General features: G+C 68.5%; 19 protein-coding genes. 7 read left to right on the top strand and 12 right to left on the bottom strand.

Going from position 1 to position 20,236, the window contains the following annotated elements; all coding sequences use genetic code 11:
* Positions 1 to 451: 451 nt before the first annotated feature.
* From E0493_RS10570 to E0493_RS10560, 3 genes are all read right to left on the bottom strand, one after another.
* Complete coding sequence (locus E0493_RS10570; protein WP_160936903.1) at positions 452 to 640, bottom strand: DUF3606 domain-containing protein; 189 nt, start codon at positions 638 to 640, stop codon at positions 452 to 454.
* A 110-nt stretch (positions 641 to 750) separates the two neighbouring features.
* Positions 751 to 963 carry a hypothetical protein gene (locus E0493_RS10565; RefSeq protein ID WP_160936902.1) on the bottom strand — a complete coding sequence of 71 codons (213 nt, stop codon included), beginning with the start codon at positions 961 to 963 and terminating at the stop codon, positions 751 to 753.
* A gap of 385 nt (positions 964 to 1,348) precedes the next feature.
* The gene (locus E0493_RS10560) at positions 1,349 to 1,555 is read right to left on the bottom strand and encodes a cold-shock protein (RefSeq protein WP_160936901.1); all 207 of its coding nucleotides are present in this window, start codon (positions 1,553 to 1,555) and stop codon (positions 1,349 to 1,351) included.
* Between the two features lie 817 nt (positions 1,556 to 2,372).
* Here E0493_RS10560 and E0493_RS23325 point away from each other — a divergent pair.
* On the top strand, positions 2,373 to 2,903 hold the full coding sequence (locus E0493_RS23325) for a TFIIB-type zinc ribbon-containing protein (protein ID WP_367614488.1): 531 nt from the start codon (positions 2,373 to 2,375) through the stop codon (positions 2,901 to 2,903).
* A 386-nt stretch (positions 2,904 to 3,289) separates the two neighbouring features.
* Here the strand turns inward: E0493_RS23325 and E0493_RS10550 are convergent, their stop codons facing one another.
* From E0493_RS10550 to E0493_RS10525, 6 genes are all read right to left on the bottom strand, one after another.
* Positions 3,290 to 3,943 (bottom strand): trimeric intracellular cation channel family protein, encoded by a 654-nt coding sequence (locus tag E0493_RS10550; RefSeq protein WP_160936900.1) that lies wholly within the window; start codon positions 3,941 to 3,943, stop codon positions 3,290 to 3,292.
* Position 3,944: 1 nt separating this feature from the next.
* Positions 3,945 to 5,174 carry an MFS transporter gene (locus tag E0493_RS10545; protein WP_160936899.1) on the bottom strand — a complete coding sequence of 410 codons (1,230 nt, stop codon included), beginning with the start codon at positions 5,172 to 5,174 and terminating at the stop codon, positions 3,945 to 3,947.
* A 143-nt stretch (positions 5,175 to 5,317) separates the two neighbouring features.
* Positions 5,318 to 6,070 carry a DUF2076 domain-containing protein gene (locus E0493_RS10540; protein WP_160936898.1) on the bottom strand — a complete coding sequence of 251 codons (753 nt, stop codon included), beginning with the start codon at positions 6,068 to 6,070 and terminating at the stop codon, positions 5,318 to 5,320.
* A gap of 130 nt (positions 6,071 to 6,200) precedes the next feature.
* Positions 6,201 to 6,632, bottom strand: a complete 432-nt coding sequence (locus E0493_RS10535; protein ID WP_160936897.1) for a CoA-binding protein — start codon at positions 6,630 to 6,632, stop codon at positions 6,201 to 6,203.
* Between the two features lie 14 nt (positions 6,633 to 6,646).
* A complete protein-coding gene (locus E0493_RS10530; RefSeq protein WP_160936896.1) occupies positions 6,647 to 7,099 on the bottom strand; it encodes a PepSY domain-containing protein in 453 nt (150 codons plus the stop codon).
* Between the two features lie 81 nt (positions 7,100 to 7,180).
* On the bottom strand, positions 7,181 to 8,290 hold the full coding sequence (locus E0493_RS10525; RefSeq protein ID WP_160936895.1) for an S-(hydroxymethyl)glutathione dehydrogenase/class III alcohol dehydrogenase: 1,110 nt from the start codon (positions 8,288 to 8,290) through the stop codon (positions 7,181 to 7,183).
* Positions 8,291 to 8,375: 85 nt separating this feature from the next.
* Between E0493_RS10525 and E0493_RS10520 the strand changes: the two genes are divergently transcribed.
* Entirely contained in the window at positions 8,376 to 9,173 is a 798-nt protein-coding gene (locus E0493_RS10520) for a S49 family peptidase (protein WP_160936894.1), read from the top strand.
* Between the two features lie 177 nt (positions 9,174 to 9,350).
* Positions 9,351 to 10,598, top strand: a complete 1,248-nt coding sequence (locus tag E0493_RS10515; RefSeq protein ID WP_160936893.1) for an aminopeptidase — start codon at positions 9,351 to 9,353, stop codon at positions 10,596 to 10,598.
* 222 nt (positions 10,599 to 10,820) lie between these two features.
* Here E0493_RS10515 and E0493_RS10510 read toward each other — a convergent pair whose 3' ends face one another.
* The 3 genes from E0493_RS10510 to E0493_RS10500 all read right to left on the bottom strand — a co-directional run bounded on the left by E0493_RS10510 (position 10,821) and on the right by E0493_RS10500 (position 13,357).
* The gene (locus tag E0493_RS10510; protein ID WP_160936892.1) at positions 10,821 to 11,828 is read right to left on the bottom strand and encodes a Fic family protein; all 1,008 of its coding nucleotides are present in this window, start codon (positions 11,826 to 11,828) and stop codon (positions 10,821 to 10,823) included.
* 463 nt (positions 11,829 to 12,291) lie between these two features.
* On the bottom strand, positions 12,292 to 12,942 hold the full coding sequence (locus tag E0493_RS10505) for an HAD hydrolase-like protein (RefSeq protein WP_160936891.1): 651 nt from the start codon (positions 12,940 to 12,942) through the stop codon (positions 12,292 to 12,294).
* Positions 12,943 to 12,952: 10 nt separating this feature from the next.
* A complete protein-coding gene (locus tag E0493_RS10500) occupies positions 12,953 to 13,357 on the bottom strand; it encodes a ketosteroid isomerase-related protein (RefSeq protein WP_160936890.1) in 405 nt (134 codons plus the stop codon).
* Positions 13,358 to 13,455: 98 nt separating this feature from the next.
* Between E0493_RS10500 and E0493_RS10495 the strand changes: the two genes are divergently transcribed.
* The 4 genes from E0493_RS10495 to E0493_RS10480 all read left to right on the top strand — a co-directional run bounded on the left by E0493_RS10495 (position 13,456) and on the right by E0493_RS10480 (position 20,236).
* Positions 13,456 to 14,349, top strand: a complete 894-nt coding sequence (locus tag E0493_RS10495) for a glycine--tRNA ligase subunit alpha (protein WP_160936889.1) — start codon at positions 13,456 to 13,458, stop codon at positions 14,347 to 14,349.
* 62 nt (positions 14,350 to 14,411) lie between these two features.
* On the top strand, positions 14,412 to 16,592 hold the full coding sequence (gene glyS, locus E0493_RS10490; RefSeq protein ID WP_160936888.1) for a glycine--tRNA ligase subunit beta: 2,181 nt from the start codon (positions 14,412 to 14,414) through the stop codon (positions 16,590 to 16,592).
* Between the two features lie 12 nt (positions 16,593 to 16,604).
* Positions 16,605 to 19,277 (top strand): pyruvate, phosphate dikinase, encoded by a 2,673-nt coding sequence (gene ppdK / locus E0493_RS10485; protein WP_160936887.1) that lies wholly within the window; start codon positions 16,605 to 16,607, stop codon positions 19,275 to 19,277.
* A 101-nt stretch (positions 19,278 to 19,378) separates the two neighbouring features.
* Positions 19,379 to 20,236: a class I SAM-dependent methyltransferase gene (locus tag E0493_RS10480; protein ID WP_202397048.1), complete on the top strand. Its 858-nt coding sequence runs from the start codon at positions 19,379 to 19,381 to the stop codon at positions 20,234 to 20,236.

Here is a 20,236-nt window from a genome sequence, read left to right as displayed (position 1 = left end):
AGCATGTTCACCCGTCCCGATGATGCCATCGGAACGGGATCTGCTCTAGGGTGCTGAAGGGGAGCAGAGCTTCGGAGGTGCCGTGAGAGGGGCGCGGGTCTCTGTGATCGTGCCGGCCGCCGTTGACGGTGGCCGGACAGGCCGCGGCAGTCCTCGAGCATCCGAGGCCACGCCACTGTGGAGGAGGTCGCATCGCCGGCAATCTGCTGCCCGAGCGGGACGTATTGCTTGTTCTGGGTACGCTACGCGCCGCGTCGCCAACCCAGGCGCTGGGCCGACATATCCTCGACGGCTCGCTCGCAGCGAAAGGCGTTGTCGCTCACCCGCTCCCACGGCTGCCCGATCACAACACCCCTGACAGATCCTGCCTCTGGCTGCGGCGGCGTGTCATGACGCGGCCATGCTCCACCCCGCGGCGGCTGGTGGCTCAGCCTGCGCCGCGCACGCTGGATCAGCGGCGCATCATGCCCTTGCGGATCTCACGTTCGACCGCCGTCCGCTCGCTTGAGCCGAGGCGGCGGATAATCTCCTGCACGATGGCGGGCGACACACGATGGCGCTTCGCGAGGTAGGCCACCTCCTCTTCGGCACCTGTCTCGGCGGCTGAGGTAGGATCGGGTTTCGTCTTGCTTTTGGGCATGATGTACTTTCTGCCATTCGAGCCTTCCCAGGAGCGGGCGGCCGGCTCAGGGCGCGATGGGTCGCTGCCATGCGATAGGCCGGCAATGGCCGGAGAGAGGAACAGTGTCCTCAGCGGAAGAACGAGGCTGGCCCGGGACGGATCTGGCTTTCGCGCACGACGCGCTCGTGGCCGTCATCCTGGTGACGCACGCGGTACTCGCGATCAGCATCGTCGTTGGGGAGAAGCCGCAGAACCGTGTAAGTGCCGTTTGGCGCGCTGCCGCCGTACTTTCCGAGGGAGAGCAGCACGTTCTGGCCGATGGAAAAGCGGTGGGACTGCATGGTTAATCCTCGTGAGATGACTTGGGCTGCTGGATCAGGTGGTCCGCGCCCTTATCGCTCTTTCGTCACCCGAAGACACCGAGAACGAGCCACCGGTCTTCCTCCGGCCTCAGCCGGAAGGTACCGAGGGCTCGGCAGCGAAGACGGGGTGGGCGGAACTGGCAGCACCATCCGCTGCAAAGCGCCTTGTTGGCGCTTGAGGAGATAGTGGATTCAAGCTGATTTCCATGACGGCGCCAGGTTGGGCGTCGGCACGGGCTTCCTGGGTGCTTTGTGAAGGCAGCTGGCTCCCCGCAAGTCACCCTCAGGCGAAAACCCGAGCGCAGCGAGCATGCCGGCTGCTTCTGAGCGGCGGGGCGACCGTGGCCGCCCCGCCGCAAATCTGTTACGCCGGCTTCAGATTGCCGGCGGAAACCTTGCCCTGCTGGCCGCGCTGGAGGTCGTAAGCGAGCTTGTCGCCCTCGCGGGGCTCCTGCATGCCGGCGCGCTGCACGTCCGAGATGTGCAGGAAAACGTCCTTGGAGCCGTCATCAGGCTGGATGAAACCGAAGCCCTTGGTGGCGTTGAACCATTTCACAGTGCCGATAGCCATGGTCGTGTTCCGTTCATAACAAAATTCCGCCTTGCGACTTCACAAGACGGATCAAACTTCGAGGGGAGACGGACACCGGGCTCGGCGCTCGATCATGAGCAAGGAGAGCAGGCCGAACCAAACGAGTTGACTATGCATAGATGGAGTGCTTGCCACAACGATGCAACTCCTTTCTGCGCCCCCGTCGGCAATTGTTGGTGCCATCCAGGGAAAACTCCCAATCCGGCTTAAGCGGCCGAGCGCCGCGGGCGATACGTCGCAGGCCTGATAAATGCCTTTGTGTTGCTCCTTCCAGCCGATGAGATGACGATAACGTCATTGGTAGAAGGGCGATCGCTCGTCGCTTCCAGAGGTGTCCGCCGGGCCTCTGCTGCTCTTGAAGCCGCGACGCGCCGCTGTGGAACTGCTGCGACCGCGCCCGAGCCTGGTCAACAGCAGCAGCTTCGCCGTTCTTCTTCGCATGTGGTTCGTCAAAATCAGTACAACGGCGGGCAGGCGAAGACGTTATCGGAGAGGAAGCGCGGAACCGGCTGCGGATGGCAGGGCTGCCTCAGCGGCAAGGCGGCGCGTCGCCACGGTTTGTCGAGTTCGGAAGCGTCAGCCGCAGCCGCCTCTCCTGCCTCATCCATCGAGTCATGGAGCAGGAGAGTTCCAAGATGGTTCTGCATCACGGTGCCTTTGGCGCGCGGCGCGTACCGGTGCGACGTTCCAGGCGGCATTTTCTTGGAACAAGGCACGCTGCCGGGCCAAGCGGCGTCGCTGTTGAAGCCACGGATGAACCGAGTGAAGGCGCGTTGGAACGGATGAGGCACATGAGGTGCTGAATCTCGGCGAAGCCCGTGCCGCTATTCAACCAAGGAACCAGGTCGTGACCCTCTCGCCAGTGGATATCTATCGCAGTCAGAACGGCGACAGCTGGCAGCTCATCCGCGATCCCATAGCGGGGCGGATTTCCGTGCGGCATCAAGCCAATCCCGCATCCGGCGGCCATGTCACGGACGTTGAAGTCGAGGAATTCCTGAGCCGTGATGGTTCTGGCCCCGAGTACGACGCGGCGCGCGCGCTTCTCGCTTCCTTGAAAGGGAGGGCAGGAGAATTGGCGCAGATCGACAGCCGATCCGCTTCTGTGCAGGAGGGAGCGGAGAGCGAAGCGCACCCCTTCAGCTGCCCATGTTGTGGCGCAGCCCTCGCCAAAAGCGAGCGGCAGGGCATCAAAATGGATTATTGCCCGAAATGCCGGGGCGCCTGGCTTGACCGCGGCGAGCTCGACAAGATCCTTGGGCGCGCTGAAGCGTCCCCCCAGGCGAGCCAGCCTGCGCCAGCTCCGCCAGCAGGCGGATGGATCTGAGAGCCGTCCCGAACCGGCTGGGGGTGGCGGCGCAACGAAAGCGGCCGCGGAAGCAGTCGGCGGTTCGGTTGCCGGGGGGGGCGACGGCCCGCCATTCCTTCAGCCACGCCCAAGGCTTTCCACGCGGCGCCGTTGGCGGTGGCGGCGCGATCGTTGGGGCCGGGCACTCCGGTGGGTCGGGCTGGCGCGCAGAATGGATTGAGCGCCGGCCTCCTGGACGAAACGGCGCCAGGCCGCGGAGACATGGGTGCCTTCGCGGACCACGCGGCCGAGATGGCCGAGTTGCACGGCGACCAGCGGCAAGGCGGGTGTGGCGCGCGGTCCGCCGCGCCGAGGTCGCGCGCCGCCATGGAGCGGATGGTGGCTTCCATCGGCTTCTGCCTCCTTCACCGCTCGTCCGGGTAGTCCCGCCCCGGGCGCGCCTTGTAGGTCGGCAGCGACCAGCCGCGCAGCAGCGCCGCCGCCCGCACCAGGAAGGCGCCCGCCATGCCGGCGCAGACGGCAAGGCTGCGCTCCGCCCCCAGAAGGGAGAGGGCGACAAAGCCCGCGGCGCCCAGCGCCGCCGCCGTGGCGTAGATCTCCTTGCGCAGGATCAGCGGCAACTCGCCGCAGATGATGTCCCGCAGGGCGCCGCCAAAGGTGGCGGTGATCATGCCGAGCAGGATGGCGGCCCAGGGGCTGGCGCCATCATCCAGCGCCGCCTCGGCGCCCAGCACGGCGAAGAGTGCCATGCCGACCGCGTCGGCCCAGAGCAGCGGCACGAAGCGCCGCTCCAGCCGGTGCGCGGCGAAGAACAGGATCAGCGCCACCGCCGCCACCATCAGCGCCAGGCCGGGCGTGCTGAGCCAGAGCACGGGCCGGCCCAGCAGCACATCCCGCACCGTGCCGCCACCGAAGGCCGTGGTGGCGGCGATCAGCACGAAGCCCACGGGGTCGAGCTGCTTGCGCGAGGCGGTGAGGGCGCCGGAGGCGGCGAAAGCGGCTGAACCGATCCAGTTCAGCCCCTCCAGCAACAGCGAAAGGGAAAGCGAGGCGGGCAAGCTATTCGGCGGGCAGCGGGCGCACCGGCTTCTCCGCCCGCGCCGCGCCGCGCGCGCTGCCCATGCAGAGCAGCGAGAGGGCCAGCAGCCCGGCCACCAGCGGCAGCACGAGATGCGGGTGGCCGGCATCGAGCAGCAGGCCGAAGGGCACCGGCGTGAGCGCGCCGCCCAGCGGCAGGCCGGAGGAGATGAAGCCGAAGACCTTGCCGATCTGCCCGGACGGGGCGGCGTCCTTCACCATCACGTCGCGCGGGGTGCGGCTGGCGCCGAGCGCGAAGCCGGCGCCGAGCGCCAGCGCCACGGCGGCATAGCCCGATACGGGGAAGCTGCCGAGCATCAGCAGCAGCGTGATGGAGACCAGCGTCAGGCCGATGACGAAGCTGGCATGGCGCGTCGAGCGGTCGGCGAACCAGCCGCCGAACAGCACGCCGGTGGTGTTGCCGGCCATGTAGCCGGTCAGCGCCATCGAGCCGACCGCGACGGGGATGCCCCACATCTGGTCGAGCACAGTGATCAAAAAGGCCTGGATGCCCGAGCCGGCCATGGCGGAAAGCAGGAAGAAGGCGAAGAACAGCAGCATGGTGCGGGAGAACAGCACCTCGGCGCCAAGGCCGCCTTCCTTTGCCCTGGGCTTGGCCTGGTCAGCCAGGATGCGGCTCTGCAGCAGGATGGCGCCGACCACGGGCACGCCGAGCAGGCCGAGCAGCAGCAGCGACTCACGCCAGCCGATGCTCACCGCCAGCACGGCGATCACGGGCGGCGCCAGGGCGAAGCCCAGGTTTCCCGTCATGGTGTGCATGGCGAAGGCGCGGCCCATGCGCGACTTGTTGATGCTGCCGGCGAGGATGGCGTAGTCGGCCGGGTGGATCACGCTGTTGCCGATGCCGGAGAGGATCGAGAGGCCGAGGATCACCCAGTAGTTCGGCGCCAGGGCCATGGCCGAGATGGAGAGCGCCATCAGCAGCGTGCCGCCGACCAGATAGGGGCGGGCGCCGTGCCGGTCCACCAGGAAGCCGACCGGCGTCTGCAGCAGCGCCGTCACCGCGCTCATGAGGGCCACGGAAAGGCCGAGCGCCGCGTAGGAGACACCGAACTCCTCGCGCCAGAGCGGAAAGAGCGGCGCCAGGCACAGCATGTAGAAGTGAGAGAGGAAGTGGCCGGTGCCGATCAGCCCAATGATGCGCCAGTCGCGGTTGTGCGGCGGCGCGTCTTCCAGATCGGCTGGCGGCATGGGGCGTTCCTCCTGCGAAGCGGAGAGAAACGCTGCGCCGCCGGGGCAGGGCTGTCAAACGCCGCGCGCGGAGGGCCGGGCAGCCCCGGCAGGCGCCGCCCGGCAAGGCGGCGCCGCCTCCTGCGGAACAGGCCGCGCCAGCCTCAGATCTCTTCGTCGAAGCCGGGATCGTCGAGGCCCGGATCGTCCTGGAAGCCGGAATCATCGGGGTAGGCGTCGTTGCCGAAGCCGCCCTGGTCGGGCACGGCATCCTGCTGCGTGCCGGGATCGGTCCAGGGGCTGGAGGCCGCAACGGCCTCCTGGCCAAAGCCACCGGCCATGTCGCCCGCCGCGGCGGTCGCCGCCTCGGCAGCGCCGCCCTCGAACATGTTCATCAGCATGTTGCCGAGCACCATGCCGCCGGCCACGCCGGCCGCCGTGGTGAGGGCCGAGCCCAGGAAGCCGGAGCCGCGCCCGCCCTGCATCATGCCGGGGTTCATGCCGTTGGGCGGCATCACCGGCTGCGGGCGCGGCGACATCGGCACCGGGCGGTTGCCGCCGCCTCCGCCGAACATGCCGCCGAACAGGCCGCCACGGCTCTGCTGCTGCGCCGCCTGCGCCTGGCGCTGGGTGTTCTCAAGCTGCCATTCCAGCTCCTGGATGCGGTTCTGTGCCTGCACCAGGGCGTGCTCCTGCACGAAGGCCGTCTGCGTGAGGCGATAGCGTGCCTCGGGGTAGCGCGCGAACAGCTCGGCGATGAGCTGGTCGGCCTCCCGGTCGACCGGCGGCAAGGGCGGGCGGGACTGGGTGGCCGGCACGCTGCCGCCGCCCCAGGGAGAGGCCGATGGCTGCGGGGCGGAAACCCCCGCCATGCGCTCCACGAAGGCGGTGATGATGCGGCGTTCTTCTTCGGTCATGTCCGATCCCCGGGAGGGGCCTTTCTCGAACAGGGTGTCGTCCGTCCGCGCCCGGGCCGGGCGCGGATCAGCACTTGGACCGGCGGCGCGGCGCTTTCAAGGAAAAAATTACAGAACGTCCATCTTCCGGTCAGGCACCGCGCGAGAGGCCGAGCCGGCTCCACTCGATCACCGGGCAGCGGTCCATCACCGCCACCAGCCCGGCGGCGCGGGCGCGCCCGGCGGCCTCGGTGTCGATCACGCCGAGCTGCATCCAGACCGATTTGGCGCCAAGGCGGATGGCCTCGTCCACCACTTTCCCGGCCTCCTCGCTGCGGCGGAAGATGTCCACCATCTCCAGCGGCCCAGCCTCCTCCAGGCTGGCGACGACCGCCGAGCCGTGCAGCCGCTGCCCGGCCAGGCCAGGGTTCACCGGCGTCACGTCGAAGCCGCGCCCCACCAGGAAGCTGGTGACGCCGTTCGAGGGGCGCGCCGGGTTGGCCGAGGCGCCGACCACGGCGATGCGCCGGGTGTTCAGCAGGATGTCGCGGATGGTGTCTTCGCTCAGGCCGTCGATCGTCATGTCGGAAGCGGTCCTCAATTGTCCTTGTCGCGGTGGAGGATGCGGAAGCTGTGGCGCTCCAGCGTCAGGTCGTAGAGCGTGCCGTCGGCGGCGCGGGCATCGTCCACCTCCCAGACGCCCTCTTCCAGGCTGACGGACTGGAAGCCGGTGAAGCCCTGCCCGCGCAGCGCCTGTCCGATCGCCGCCCGTTCCTGCTCGGTGGCGCTGCGGTCACCTTCCCCGGTGGCGATGACGGTGAGGTCGTCCGGGGTGAGGCGGATGTCGCGCGCGTCGTTGTTGCCGCGGCTGGCATCCTCCACTTCCCACAGCCCGTCATCCATCCCGATCTTGCCCCAGCCGACGAAGCCCTGCGCCCGCAGCGCGGATTCGACGCGGGTGCGCTCATCCGCGGAGGGGGCGCGGGCCAGGGCCGGGATGGCGGCCAGCAGCGCGAGGGCCAGGGCGGAAGCGGCGAGGCGGGGCGTCATGCGGCGGTCAGCTCCTTGCGGTGAACCTGTCCTCCCCCGAACGCGGCGGGGCAGGACAAGGTTCCGGCGCGGCGGGCCGCCTCAGTAGAGCACGACGCCGCGGATGCTTTCGCCGCGCGCCATCAGGTCGAAGCCCTCGTTGATCTTTTCCAGCGGCATGGTGTGGGTGATCAGGTCGTCGATGTTGATTTTCCCGTCCATGTACCAGTCCACGATCCTGGGCACGTCGGTGCGGCCGCGCGCGCCGCCGAAGGCCGAGCCGATCCAGCGCCGGCCGGTGACGAGCTGGAAGGGGCGGGTGCTGATCTCCTTGCCCGCCTCGGCCACGCCGATGATGGTCGAGACGCCCCAGCCCTTGTGGCAGCATTCCAGCGCCTGGCGCATCAGCGTGGTGTTGCCGACGCATTCGAAGGAATAGTCGGCGCCGCCCCTGGTCAGCTCGACGAGGTGGCCGACCAGGTCGCCCTTGACCTCCTTCGGGTTGACGAAGTGGGTCATGCCGAACTTGCGGGCCATTGCCTCGCGCGCCGGGTTGATGTCCACGCCGACGATCATGTTGGCGCCGACCATCCTCGCGCCCTGGATGACGTTCAGCCCGATGCCGCCGAGGCCGAAGACCACGACATTGGCGCCCGCCTCCACCTTGGCGGTGAAGATCACCGCGCCGATGCCGGTGGTGACGCCGCAGCCGATGTAGCAGACCTTGTCGAAGGGCGCGTCCTCCCGGATCTTCGCCACGGCGATTTCGGGCAGCACCGTGTGGTTCGCGAAGGTCGAGGTGCCCATGTAGTGGTGGATGGGCCTGCCCTGGCAGGAGAAGCGGCTGGTGCCGTCCGGCATCTGCCCGCGCCCCTGGGTGACGCGGATCTTCTGGCAGAGGTTGGTCTTGCGGCTGAGGCAGTAGTCGCATTCCCGGCATTCCGGCGTGTAGAGCGGAATGACGTGGTCGCCCTTCTTCAGCGTGCGCACGCCGGGGCCGACATCCACCACCACGCCCGCGCCCTCATGGCCGAGGATGGCGGGGAAGAGGCCCTCCGGGTCGGCGCCGGAGAGGGTGTACTTGTCGGTGTGGCAGAGGCCGGTGGCCTTCACCTCCACCAGCACCTCGCCCTCGCGCGGGCCCTCCAGATCGACCTCCTCGATCGAGAGCGGCTTGCCGGCTTCCCAGGCGATGGCGGCGCGAGTCTTCATCGGGGCATTCTCCTCGGGTCGGCTGTGACGCCCCGCACAGGTCGCACTTCTTGCCCGGCGGCGAAAGGTGGTCATCTTCCTCTGCATGAAGATCCCTTTCCTGAACCGCCACCCGCGCGTGGCGGTGCTCCGCCTCTCCGGCCTCATCGCCGCCCGCGGCGGCATCGGGCCGGGCGGGCCACTGAATGTCGAAACCATCGGGCCGGTGCTGGAACGGGCTTTCGCGCTGAAGCGCGCGGCGGCCGTGGTGCTGGCCATCAACTCGCCCGGCGGCTCGCCGGTGCAGTCAAGCCTGATCGCCCAGCGGATCCGCCAGCTTGCCGAGAAGCACAAGCTGCCGGTGATCGCCTGCGTGGAGGATGCCGCCGCCTCGGGCGGCTACTGGCTGGCCTGCGCGGCGGACGAGATCGTCGCCGACCCCTCCAGCATCGTCGGCTCCATCGGCGTGATCTCCGCCAGCTTCGGGGTGGAGGAGCTGGCGGCCAAGCTCGGCATCGAGCGCCGCCTGGCTACGGCGGGGGAACAGAAGTCCTTCCTCGACCCCTTCCGCCCGGTGCAGCCCTGGGAGCGGGAGCGGCTGGAGCAACTCCTCGGCACCCTGCACGGCGAGTTCAAGGCCTGGGTGCGGGCGCGTCGCGGCGAGCGGCTGAAGGCGCCCCAGGCCGACCTGTTCAACGGCCGCTTCTGGACCGGGCGGGAGGCGCTGCCGCTCGGGCTGATCGACCGGCTGGGGGATGCCCGCGGCGAGATCCGCCGGCGCTTCGGGGAAAAGGCGCAGATCGTGCGCTTCGGGGTCAAGCGGCCGCCGCTGCCCCTCCGCCTGCTGCGCGGCGCCGCCGCCATGGTGGAGGAGCGGGCGGCCTGGGGAAGGCTCGGGCTGTGAGCGGCGCCAGGGGGGGGCGCCAGGGGGAGGGGCGCCAGGGGGGGGCGCTGCCCCGGTTGGCTCCCTCGGGAAGCCTCGCCGGGTGACAGAGTCCGCCCCGGACTTGCCATCAGAAAGCCGGTTTGGGGCGGCGCGGCGATACGGTAGGACTGGCAGGCCGAGCACAGGAGGCCTTCCATGGACCAGCAGACCGCCACCACCGCAGACCCGCGCCTCGACCGTCTTGCCGAGATCGCCGTGCAGGTCGGGCTGGGCGGGCTCCATCCGGGCCAGGAACTGGTGATGACCGCCTCGGTCGAGGCGCTGCCGCTGGTCCGCCGCATCACCGAGCAGGCCTACAAGGCCGGCGCCTCGCAGGTGACGACGCTGTTCTCCGACGACGAATGCGCGCTTGCCCGCTACCGCTTCGCCGCCGACGGCAGCTTCGACGTGGCGCCGGGCTGGATGTACGAGGGCATGGCGGCCGCCTTCCGCGGCGGCGCGGCGCGGCTCGCGGTGGTGGGGGAGGACCCCAACCTGCTGGCCGGGCAGGACCCGGAGAAGGTGGCGCGGGCCAACCGCGCCCGCTCCAAGGCCTATCGGCCGGCGCTGGAGCTGATCACCGCCTCGGCCATCAACTGGACGCTGGTGCCCTTCGCCACCCCGGCCTGGGCGCGCGCGGTGTTCCCCGGGCTGCCCGAAGCCGAGGCGGTGGCGAAGCTGTGGGAGGCGCTCTATGCCAGCACCCGCGTGGACCGGGCGGACCCCAAGGCGGCCTGGGCGGAGCACAACGCGGCGCTGATGGCGCGGCGCCGGATGCTGACCGAGCGGCGCTTCCGGGCGCTGCGCTTCCGGGGGCCGGGCACCGACCTGACCGTGGGGCTGGCCGACAACCATGCCTGGATGGGCGGCCTCTCCAAGGCGCGCAACGGCATCACCGGCAACCCGAACATCCCGACCGAGGAGGTGTTCACCACCCCGCACGCGGCGATGACCGAGGGCACGGTGGCCGCCACCAAGCCGCTGGCGCATGGGGGGACGCTGATCCGCGACATCCGCGTGCGCTTCGCGGAGGGGAAGATCGTCGAAGCGCATGCCAGCACGGGCGAGGAAGTGCTGCGGACAATGATCTCGACCGACGAGGGCGCGCGGCGGCTGGGCGAGGTGGCGCTGGTGCCGCATTCCTCGCCGATCTCGCAGAGCGGGCTGCTGTTCTTCAACACGCTGTTCGACGAGAACGCGGCCAGCCATATCGCGCTGGGCCAGGCCTACAAGAAGTGCTTCGTGGATGCCGAGGGCATGACCGACGCGCAGTTCGCCGAGCGCGGCGGCAATTCCAGCCTGATCCATGTGGACTGGATGATCGGCTCGGCCGAGGTGGAACTGGACGGCATCGGCTTCGACGGCAGCGCGACGCCGCTGATGCGCCAGGGCGAATGGGTCTGAGTGCCGGTTCCGGCCGCCGGTGGGGAGGGGCGACCCTCCTGCATCGGCCCGGCGGGGCGCGAGCTGGTCAGAACCGCCGCGCCCTCCCCAGTTCACGACCAAGTTAAGCGAGTCAAGTTAGGAGGTTCGCCTCAGTACAAGAAATGAGCGCGCGAGGCGAGAATCCGCAATATAATCCTCTGAATGGAAAAGCATTATTATAGAGCCGATTTTAGAGTCTATCTAGGTACCATTAAGTTCGAGTCTGGAAATTTTTGGCTGTCCTTCTGGAAGAACGGCAGGAAGGAACGAAGATAAAGCTTTTATGTTCGGTTTATATTTTCGATCTGAAATTGTAATTATTTTCATATTAATTAATTCAAGTAAATCTCTCTGAATTGTTTTTGTGCTTTTCCCTGCATATTCCTCCGCAATCTGGGGCGATAGACCGCGGACATTCCGTAAATCTACACCATCCCAATTATTAGATATTGCTAAAGCAAGCATTCTGCGCCTGCGGCTTGTGCTAGTCTTCTCGTCTTTGAAAGATTCATGTACATAATTGGACCAAGTAACATCAAAGTGCTCTCCGCGAATCAGTGAGATTTGATCCCTAAGTTGATCACGCAAGCCCTCGCAGGCATATGTAATAAATTTAGAGACATCTCCTCCACTTTTGCTAGCATGATCGAGTTGTCTATAGTATTCTGATCTTGTTTGGTTGTAGTAATTGCTTAAAAGATGTGCTGCGGATGATGGAGCTCCTGCCTCAAGAAGTAATCTTACCTCAACCATTCTGGCGGTTCGCCCATTTCCATCTCCAAACGGATGAATCCAGGCAATGTAGAGGTGAGCAAAGATTGCCTTCATTACTCCATAAATAAGAGCCATTCCAGGTTGTGGCTTAAATTCCTCGTTAAGCCATTCGCACATTTTCTCAAGGAGAAACTCACAATCCTGTGCAGGAGCTCCGCGATAGCGCCCGACGGTAACGCTGTGCTCGCGTATCTCGCCTGGAACTGCCGGAGGTTCTACCTGAAGACCATCTAGAATTTGGGCGTTGTATCGCTTCAGATCATCAACGGTGAGCGGCTTCCCTACGTCATTCCAAAGGCCATTGGCAGCCGCCAAGACATTATCAATCTCCTTCCCAAGGTATTCCTTTGATGGTGGTAACTTCAGATCGCCGGCAATGCGCTTGCCTACTTCTTCTTCGCTAAGCGTGTTTCCCTCGATGGCCGCGGTTGCCATCAAACCCTTGGCCAAAAAGATTGAGTGAAGGTGCTTCTGTACTTCGGGGCGCAGGGGCGCCCCGGCAATATGTTCGCATTTGCTCTGGATCTCTCCAAAGGCCATCCAGGTCGTGGGTGGAAGCTTCCTGTTGTCTACCTCAAAGGTAATCCAGGGGTGGGTCCGCTCGTATGTCCTGTGTTCTGGCATCTGACATGTCCGATCAACAATTTGGTTTTTATAGGTTTCGTCCGGCCGAGCGGAGAAATTTGTCCCACTTATGGGGCATTTAAGATGACTTTTCCACTAAGAAAAGAGGGCGGTCTAACGCCGGCGAGGTGATGTTCTGACCTGCTGGGGTCGCACCTGCCGGACCGTCGTCCTGCGTAATCGAACTGACTAAGACAGGTCAGGATTTCACTGGATGACACGACACGGGTTGGGGGGGCTGTGCTCCCCCCCCCAAACCCCCGGGGGGCGCGACTTATGGCGCCGCGACCGGGGTGGCCACGGCGAAGCGGGCGATGATCTCGCCCGGGCTGTCGAAGAGCAGGGTGGGCCGGATGCCGGCGAGGGCCGCGCGGGTGGCGTAGCCCCAGGCGACGGCGCCGAAGTCCATGCCCACCGCGCGGGCGGCCTCGGCGTCGCGCAGTTCGTCGCCGATGTAGATGGCCTCGCGGGCGGGGATGCCGGCCTGGCGCAGGGCCGCCCGCAGCTTGCGCGGCTTGCCGAAGAGGGAGGCGCGGGTGCCGTAGTGGCCGATCCGCGCGGCGAGGTCGGGGCCGAGGGTGGCGCGGATCGAAGCCTCGGAATCGGAGCTGACGATGGCCAGCCGGGCGCCGGCCGCCGGGAGGGCGGTGAGCAGGTCGGGCACGCCGGGGAAGAGGGGGAGGCTGCCCGCCACGGCCTGCTTCTCCCGCCGGAGGTGGCGGATGATCCAGGGGAGTTTCCAGGCCGGGACTTCCAGGCGGCGCATGATCTCGCGCGGGCCGAGGGCGCGCAGCGCCTCGCCTTCCTCGGCGCCGACGGTGCGGAAGCCGAAGCGGCGGGCGGCCTCGTTAAGGGCGGTGGTGAACCAGGGGAAGCTGTCGGCCAGGGTGCCGTCGAAGTCGAAGATCACCAACCGGTAGCGCATCGGCGGCGGCTCAGCCGCGGACCTGGGCGATCCAGTCGGCCAGGTTGTAGAAGTTGGAGACGCGGGCGATGCGGCCGTCGCGGACCTCGAAGAAGGCCCCGGCGGGGAGGGTGTAGGTCTGGCCGCGCGCCTCGGGGAGCCCTTCGTCGGTGGCGAGGTAGGTGCCGTTCACGGTGAACTCGGCGGCGGCGCGCTGGCCGGAGGGTTCGGTGAGCACCACGATGCCGCGCAGCTGCTCGCGGTAATGCGCGTTCATCCGGGCCATGAAGGCGCGGAAGGCGGGGATGCCGGTCTCGCGGCCGCCCTGGTTGAGGTCGTGCGCCACGTCCTCGGTCAGCAGGGCGAGCATGGCCTTGGTGTCCCCGGCGTTGAAGGCGTCGTAGTAGGAGCGGATCAGCGTCTCGGTGGCGGACATCGGGGGCGCGGCCTTCCTTGCCGGGGGGTGGGGCGGGTCTTATGGTGCGGCGCATAACACGGCCGCAAGCCCAAGACCCGATGACCGGAACGCCGCTGATGACTGCCTCTTCCCCGGGCTCCTCCCAGGGCTCCTCCTCTGGCAAGCCCCTCAGCTTCCAGGACATCATCCTGACGCTGCACCGGTTCTGGTCGGCGCAGGGCTGCGTGATCCTGCAGCCCTATGACATGGAGATGGGCGCCGGCACCTTCCATCCGGCGACCACGCTGCGGGCGCTGGGGCCGCAGCCGTGGAAGGCCGCCTATGTGCAGCCCTCCCGCCGCCCGGCGGACGGGCGCTACGGCGAGAACCCGAACCGGCTGCAGCACTACTACCAGTATCAGGTGATCCTGAAGCCGAGCCCGGCTGACCCGCAGGCCTTGCTGATCGAGAGCTACCGCGCGCTCGGCATCGACCCGGCGCTGCACGACATCCGCTTCGTCGAGGACGACTGGGAAAGCCCGACGCTGGGCGCCTGGGGGTTGGGCTGGGAGGTCTGGTGCGACGGCATGGAGGTGACGCAGTTCACCTACTTCCAGCAGGTCGGCGGCATTCCGGTGGAGAAGCCGAGCTCCGAGCTGACCTACGGGCTGGAACGGCTGGCCATGTACATCCAGGGCGTCGAGAACGTCTATGACCTCGACTTCAACGGCCAGGGCGTCACCTATGGCGACGTGTTCCTGCGGGCCGAGCGCGAGTTCTCGGCCTTCAACTTCGAGCATGCCGATACCGCCCTGCTGTTCCAGCACTTCAAGGACGCCGAGGCGGAATGCGCCTCTCTAGTGGACAAGGCGCTGGCCCTGCCGGCCTATGACCAGTGCATCAAGGCCAGCCATGCCTTCAACCTGCTGGACGCGCGGGGCGCCATCAGCGTGACCGAGCGGGCGGCCTATATCGGCCGCGTCCGCGCGCTGGCGAAGCGCTGTTGCGAGGGCTGGCTGGCGGGCGCCTGACGGCCCGCCATCCCCCGACGACCTGCCGACCGACGACCGCCGTTCTCCCGTAAGGCCCCGTGATGCCCGAACTCCTGCTCGAACTGTTCTCCGAGGAAATCCCCGCCCGCATGCAGGCGCGCGCGGCCGAGGAGCTGGCGCGGCTGATGGGGGACGCGCTCAAGGGCGCCGGGCTGCCGGCGGAGGGCCTGCGCACGCTCCATGGCCCGCGCCGGCTGGCGCTGGTGGCCGCGCTGCCCGCCGGTACGGCGGCGGTGGAGGAGGAGCGGCGCGGCCCGCGCGCGGACGCCACCGGCCCGGCGCTGGAGGGCTTCCTGCGCGCCACCGGGCTCACCCGCGGCCAGCTCGAGGAGCGGGACACCGGCAAGGGCGTCTATCTCTACGCGGTGATCCGCCGCCCCGGCCGCGCCACGCCGGACGTGCTGGCCGAGGTCATCCCCGCCCTGCTGCGGCGCTTCCCCTGGCCGAAATCCATGCGCTGGGGCGGCACCAGCGGCTTCACCTGGGTGCGGCCGCTGAAGCGCATCCTCTGCCTGTTCGGCGGCGAGGTGGTGCCCTTCAGCCTGCTGCAAGGCGAGGATGACGGGCACGGGCTGATGAGCGGCGACCTCACCGAAGGCCATCGCATCATGGCCCCCGGTGCCTTCCCCGTGAGAAATTTCTCGGACTATGCGACGCAACTCGCCGCCCGGAAGGTCATTATCGATCCCGTCGAGCGCGCCAAGCTGGTGCGTGACGGTATTGCGGCACTGGCCGCGGCGGAGGGGGTCGAGGTGGTGCCGGACGAGGGGCTCGTGGCCGAGGTGGCCGGGCTGGTGGAGTGGCCCGTGCCGCTGCTCGGCCGGATCGACGACGCCTTCATGGACCTGCCGCCCGAGCTGATGCGCACCACCATGCGGGTGAACCAGCGCTACTTCGCGTTGCGCCGGCCGGATGGCGCGGCGGCGCCGTGCTTCGCGCTGGTCTCCAACATCGCCGCCAGCGACGGCGGCAAGGCCGTGGCGGCGGGCAACGAGCGCGTGCTGCGCGCCCGGCTCTCGGATGCCCGCTTCTTCTGGGACCTGGACCGCAAGCAGCGGCTGGAGGACTTCCTGCCGAAGCTGGAGGGCGTGGTCTTCCACGCCAAGCTCGGCACCCAGGGGAGCCGCGTCTCGCGGCTGGAGCGGCTGACCGCCTGGCTGGCGCCGAAGCTCGGCGCCGAGCCCGCGCTGGCCGCCCGCGCCGCGCGGCTGGCCAAGGCCGACCTGGCGAGCGGCCTGGTGGGCGAGTTCCCGGAATTGCAGGGCATCATCGGCCGCTACTACGCGCTGAAGGATGGCGAGGACCCGCGCGTGGCCGAGGCCATCGCCGCGCATTACCGCCCGCTCGGCCCGGGCGACACGGTGCCCGCCGAGCCGATCGCGGTGGCGGTGGCGCTCGCCGACAAGCTCGACCAGCTGGTCGGCTTCTTCGCGGTGGACGAGCGGCCGACCGGCTCGGGCGACCCCTATGCGCTGCGCCGCGCGGCGCTCGGCGTCATCCGCATCCTGCGCGAGAACGGGCTGCGGCTCGGGCTGGCCGACGTGCTGGCCGAGGCTTTCTTCGGCTATCCGCAGGCGCTCGGCACCACCGCCGAGCCCGAATTCGGCATGGCGGTGGCGCAGGAGAAGATGAAGGCCGGCTTCGAGCCGGCGCCGGGCTCCGACCACCCGCCGGTGGTCGCCGCCTTCGCCGCCGGGCTGCTCGACTTCCTGGCCGAGCGGCTGCGCGTGCAGCTCCGCGCCGAGGGCGAGCGGCATGACGTGCTGGCCGCCACGCTTGGTTCCGCGGGCGGCGGCGGCGGGGACGACCTGGTGCGCCTGCTGGCCCGCGCCAGCGCCCTGCGCGCCTTCCTGGAAGGCGAGGACGGCGCCAACCTCCTGACCGCCTATCGCCGCGCCGCCAACATCCTGCGCATCGAGGACCGGAAGGACGGGCCGCACCGCGCGGAGACCGACCCCGCGCGCTTCGTGGCGGCGGAGGAGCAGGCGCTTTCCGCCGCGCTGGACGACACCCTGCCACGGGCGCTGGCCGCCCTGCGGGCGGAGGAGGATACGGCGGCGATGTCGGCGCTTGCCGATCTGCGCGCGCCGGTTGACGCTTTCTTTGATAAGGTCGTGGTCAACGACGCCGACCAGGGCCTGCGGCGCAATCGCCTGGGCCTGCTGGCGCGCCTGCGGGCGGCCATCGACCAGGTGGCCGATTTCTCCAAGATTGAAGGCTGAAGGAAACCCGGGATGCAGAAGTGGGTGTATGGCTTCGGCGCCGGCCGCAATGACGGCAAGGCCGAGATGCGCAACCTGCTGGGTGGCAAGGGCGCCAACCTGGCCGAGATGGCTTCCATCGGGCTGCCCGTGCCGCCGGGTTTCACCATCACCACCGAGGTCTGCACCTACTACTACGAGCACGACAAGCAGTACCCGGCCGAGCTGAAGGCGCAGGTCGCCGAGGCGTTGGCCCGCATCGAGGCGGCCGTCGGGCTGAAGTTCGGCGACGAGGGCAAGCCGCTGCTGGTCTCGGTGCGCTCCGGCGCCCGCGTCTCCATGCCCGGCATGATGGACACGGTGCTGAACCTCGGGCTGAACGACAAGACGGTGGAGGGCCTGGCCCTCGCCTCCGGCGACCCGCGCTTCGCCTGGGACAGCTACCGCCGCTTCATCCAGATGTACGGCTCGGTGGTGCTCGGGGTGGACCATCACCGCTTCGAGGAGATCATCGAGGACGTCAAGCTGGACAAGGGCGTCTCCGAGGACACCGCGCTCACCGCCGGGGACTGGACGCGGGTGGTCAGCGAATACAAGCGCATGGTGGAGGAGGTGCTGGGCTCGCCCTTCCCGCAGGAGCCCGAGGCGCAGCTCTGGGGCGCGATCGGCGCGGTCTTCGGCTCCTGGATGAACCAGCGCGCCATCACCTACCGCCGGCTGCACGACATCCCGGCCGAATGGGGCACGGCGGTGAACGTGCAGGCCATGGTGTTCGGCAACATGGGCGAGGACTGCGCCACGGGCGTCTGCTTCACCCGCGATCCGTCCACCGGCGAGAACGTGTTCTACGGCGAGTACCTGATCAACGCCCAGGGCGAGGACGTGGTGGCCGGCATCCGCACGCCGCAGCCGATCCGCAAGGAACGCATCAAGGCCGGCGAGCGCAGCATGGAGGAGGCGATGCCCGGCGCCTTCGCCGAGCTGATGCAGGTCCGTGAGACGCTCGAGAAGCACTACACGGACATGCAGGACATCGAGTTCACCGTGCAGCAGAACAAGCTGTACATGCTGCAGACGCGCAACGGAAAGCGCACCGCCGCCGCCAGCCTCAGGATCGCCGTGGACATGGCGCGCGAGGGGCTGATCGACGAGGCGGAGGCGGTGAAGCGCGTGGCGCCCTCTTCGCTCGACCAGCTGCTGCACCCGACCCTGGACCCCAAGGCCGCGCGGACCCTGATTTCCAAGGGCCTGCCGGCCTCGCCGGGCGCCGCCTGCGGCGTGGTGGTGTTCTCCGCCGACGAGGCCGAGGCGCGCGCCGCCAAGGGCGAAAGCGTCATCCTGGTGCGCATCGAGACCTCGCCCGAGGACATCCACGGCATGCACGCCGCCAAGGGCATCCTGACCACGCGCGGCGGCATGACCAGCCATGCGGCGGTGGTGGCGCGCGGCATGGGCCGCCCCTGCGTGGCCGGCGCCGGCGGCGTGGTGGTGGACTACCACAGCCACCAGCTCTCGGCCGGCGGCAAGGTGGTGCAGGCGGGCGAGACCATCACCCTCGACGGCGCCACCGGCGAGATCTTCCTCGGCGCTGTGGCGATGGTGGAGCCGCAGCTTTCCGGCGACTTCGCCACGCTGATGGGCTGGGCCGACAAGGTGCGCCGCCTGAAGGTGCGCGCCAATGCCGAGACCCCGCTGGATGCCGAGACCGCCCGCAAGTTCGGCGCCGAAGGCATCGGCCTCTGCCGCACCGAGCACATGTTCTTCGACCCCGAGCGCATCGGCGCCGTGCGGCAGATGATCATGTCGGAAAGCGAGGGCGGGCGGCGCGACGCGCTGGCCAAGCTGCTGCCCTTCCAGCGCAAGGACTTCACCGAGCTGTTCCGCATCATGGCCGGGCTGCCGGTGACCATCCGGCTGCTCGACCCGCCGCTGCACGAATTCCTGCCGCATCGCGACGAGGAGCTGGCCGAGGTGGCGGAAAGCCTCGGGGCCGACCTCGCCGCGATGAAGCGCCGGGCGCTCGACCTTTCCGAGGCCAACCCGATGCTCGGCCACCGCGGCTGCCGGCTCGGCGTCACCTATCCCGAGATCTACGAGATGCAGGCGCGGGCCATCTTCGAGGCGGCGGTCGCCATCGCCAAGGAAACGGGCAAGGCGCCGGTGCCAGAGATCATGATCCCGCTGGTGGGCGTGAAGAAGGAGCTGGAGATCACCCGCGCCCAGGTGGACAAGGTGGCCAAGGAGGTCTTCGCCGAGGCCGGGCAGAGCCTGGAATACCTGGTCGGCACGATGATCGAGCTGCCGCGCGCGGCGCTCACCGCCGACGCCATCGCGGGCGTGGCCGACTTCTTCTCCTTCGGCACCAACGACCTGACGCAGACCACCTTCGGCCTCTCGCGCGACGACGCGGGCAAATTCCTGCCCTACTACGTGGAGAAGGGCATCCTGCCGAAGGATCCCTTTGTCTCGATCGACCCGGAGGGCGTCGGCGCGCTGGTGCAGATCGCCGCCGAGAAGGGCCGCAAGACGAAGGAGCAGCTCAAGCTCGGCATCTGCGGCGAGCATGGCGGCGATCCGGCCTCCATCCAGTTCTGCGAAAGCGTGGGGCTCGACTACGTCTCCTGCTCGCCCTACCGCGTGCCGGTGGCGCGCCTCGCGGCGGCGCAGGCGGCGCAGGCCGACGGCGGCACCGACCGGACGGCCTGACCTCCCGCAGGGCCGGGTGGGGCGATGCCCCGCCCGGCGATACCGGGATACCGCTCCCTGAGATGTTCTTCGTGTTCCGGAACAAGCCGGGACTAGACTGAATGCTGCAACCCGTGCAGGGGGCGGCCATGCCGATCGAGCGGGACGTTGCGCAGCACTACACGCATGGGGCGCTGGAACGCGCCATCCTTGACGCGCTGGCGGCGAGCGGACGCGCGGCCCGGCAACTGAGCGCGGCCGACCTCGCGGAGATCGACGAGCTTCATCTCGGCTGGCTGGCGGCAACCGCGGAGCTGGCCAGGGCGCTTGGCCTCTCGCCCGGGACACGCGTGCTGGACGTCGGGTCCGGCCTGGGGGGACCCGCGCGCTACTTCGCCGACGCACATGGCTGCCAGGTCACCGGCATCGACATCACGCCCGAATTCGTGGCGGTGGCGGCGGCGCTGACCCGGCGTTGCGGCCTGTCGGGCAAGGTCGGGTTCCTGAAGGCCAGCGCGCTGGCCATTCCCTTCGGCGCCGCCAGCTTCGATGCCGCCACGCTGATCCATGTCGGCATGAACGTGGCGGACAAGGCGCGGCTCTTCACCGAGCTGCGACGGGTGCTCAGGCCCGGCGGGCGCCTCGGCGCCTATGACATTGTCCATGCCCGGCCGGAAGAGCCGCTGCCCTACCCGATGCCCTGGGCGGACGGCACGGCGACAAGCTTCGTCGAAACCGCCGAGACATACCGGCGCCTGCTCGCCGAGGCCGGCTTCACGCTGGAGCAGGAGGAGGACCGCAGCGAGCTGGCGCTCCGCCTGGGGCGGGAGATGCGGGAGCGGGCGACGCAGACCGGCCGCCCGCCGCTCGGCCTGCACGTGGTGATGGGGGAGGGCACGCAGCAGCGGCTGGCCAACGCCATGGACGCGCTGGAACGCGGCATCATCGCGCCCGTGGCCTTTATCGCCCGCGCCGAGTGA

This window comes from Teichococcus coralli (assembly GCF_009829925.1).
Classification (GTDB): Bacteria; Pseudomonadota; Alphaproteobacteria; order Acetobacterales; family Acetobacteraceae; genus Pseudoroseomonas; species Pseudoroseomonas coralli.
The sequence above is the reverse complement of the archived record's forward strand: the minus strand, read 5'-3'. Positions and strand labels throughout refer to the sequence as shown.

Excerpts from the sequence above, each read along its gene's own strand:
- E0493_RS10535 (WP_160936897.1), bottom strand. The coding sequence starts at position 6,632 with ATGACGATCGACGGCCTGAGCGAAGACACCATCCGCGACATCCTGCTG.
- E0493_RS10570 (WP_160936903.1), bottom strand. The coding sequence starts at position 640 with ATGCCCAAAAGCAAGACGAAACCCGATCCTACCTCAGCCGCCGAGACA.
- glyS (WP_160936888.1), top strand. The coding sequence starts at position 14,412 with ATGCCCGAACTCCTGCTCGAACTGTTCTCCGAGGAAATCCCCGCCCGC.
- E0493_RS10520 (WP_160936894.1), top strand. The coding sequence starts at position 8,376 with ATGAAGATCCCTTTCCTGAACCGCCACCCGCGCGTGGCGGTGCTCCGC.
- E0493_RS10500 (WP_160936890.1), bottom strand. The coding sequence starts at position 13,357 with ATGTCCGCCACCGAGACGCTGATCCGCTCCTACTACGACGCCTTCAAC.
- E0493_RS10505 (WP_160936891.1), bottom strand. The coding sequence starts at position 12,942 with ATGCGCTACCGGTTGGTGATCTTCGACTTCGACGGCACCCTGGCCGAC.
- E0493_RS10525 (WP_160936895.1), bottom strand. The coding sequence starts at position 8,290 with ATGAAGACTCGCGCCGCCATCGCCTGGGAAGCCGGCAAGCCGCTCTCG.
- E0493_RS10560 (WP_160936901.1), bottom strand. The coding sequence starts at position 1,555 with ATGGCTATCGGCACTGTGAAATGGTTCAACGCCACCAAGGGCTTCGGT.
- E0493_RS10530 (WP_160936896.1), bottom strand. The coding sequence starts at position 7,099 with ATGACGCCCCGCCTCGCCGCTTCCGCCCTGGCCCTCGCGCTGCTGGCC.
- E0493_RS10515 (WP_160936893.1), top strand. The coding sequence starts at position 9,351 with ATGGACCAGCAGACCGCCACCACCGCAGACCCGCGCCTCGACCGTCTT.
- E0493_RS10495 (WP_160936889.1), top strand. The coding sequence starts at position 13,456 with ATGACTGCCTCTTCCCCGGGCTCCTCCCAGGGCTCCTCCTCTGGCAAG.
- E0493_RS10540 (WP_160936898.1), bottom strand. The coding sequence starts at position 6,070 with ATGACCGAAGAAGAACGCCGCATCATCACCGCCTTCGTGGAGCGCATG.
- E0493_RS10565 (WP_160936902.1), bottom strand. The coding sequence starts at position 963 with ATGCAGTCCCACCGCTTTTCCATCGGCCAGAACGTGCTGCTCTCCCTC.
- E0493_RS10545 (WP_160936899.1), bottom strand. The coding sequence starts at position 5,174 with ATGCCGCCAGCCGATCTGGAAGACGCGCCGCCGCACAACCGCGACTGG.
- E0493_RS10480 (WP_202397048.1), top strand. The coding sequence starts at position 19,379 with ATGCTGCAACCCGTGCAGGGGGCGGCCATGCCGATCGAGCGGGACGTT.
- E0493_RS10510 (WP_160936892.1), bottom strand. The coding sequence starts at position 11,828 with ATGGCAACCGCGGCCATCGAGGGAAACACGCTTAGCGAAGAAGAAGTA.
- ppdK (WP_160936887.1), top strand. The coding sequence starts at position 16,605 with ATGCAGAAGTGGGTGTATGGCTTCGGCGCCGGCCGCAATGACGGCAAG.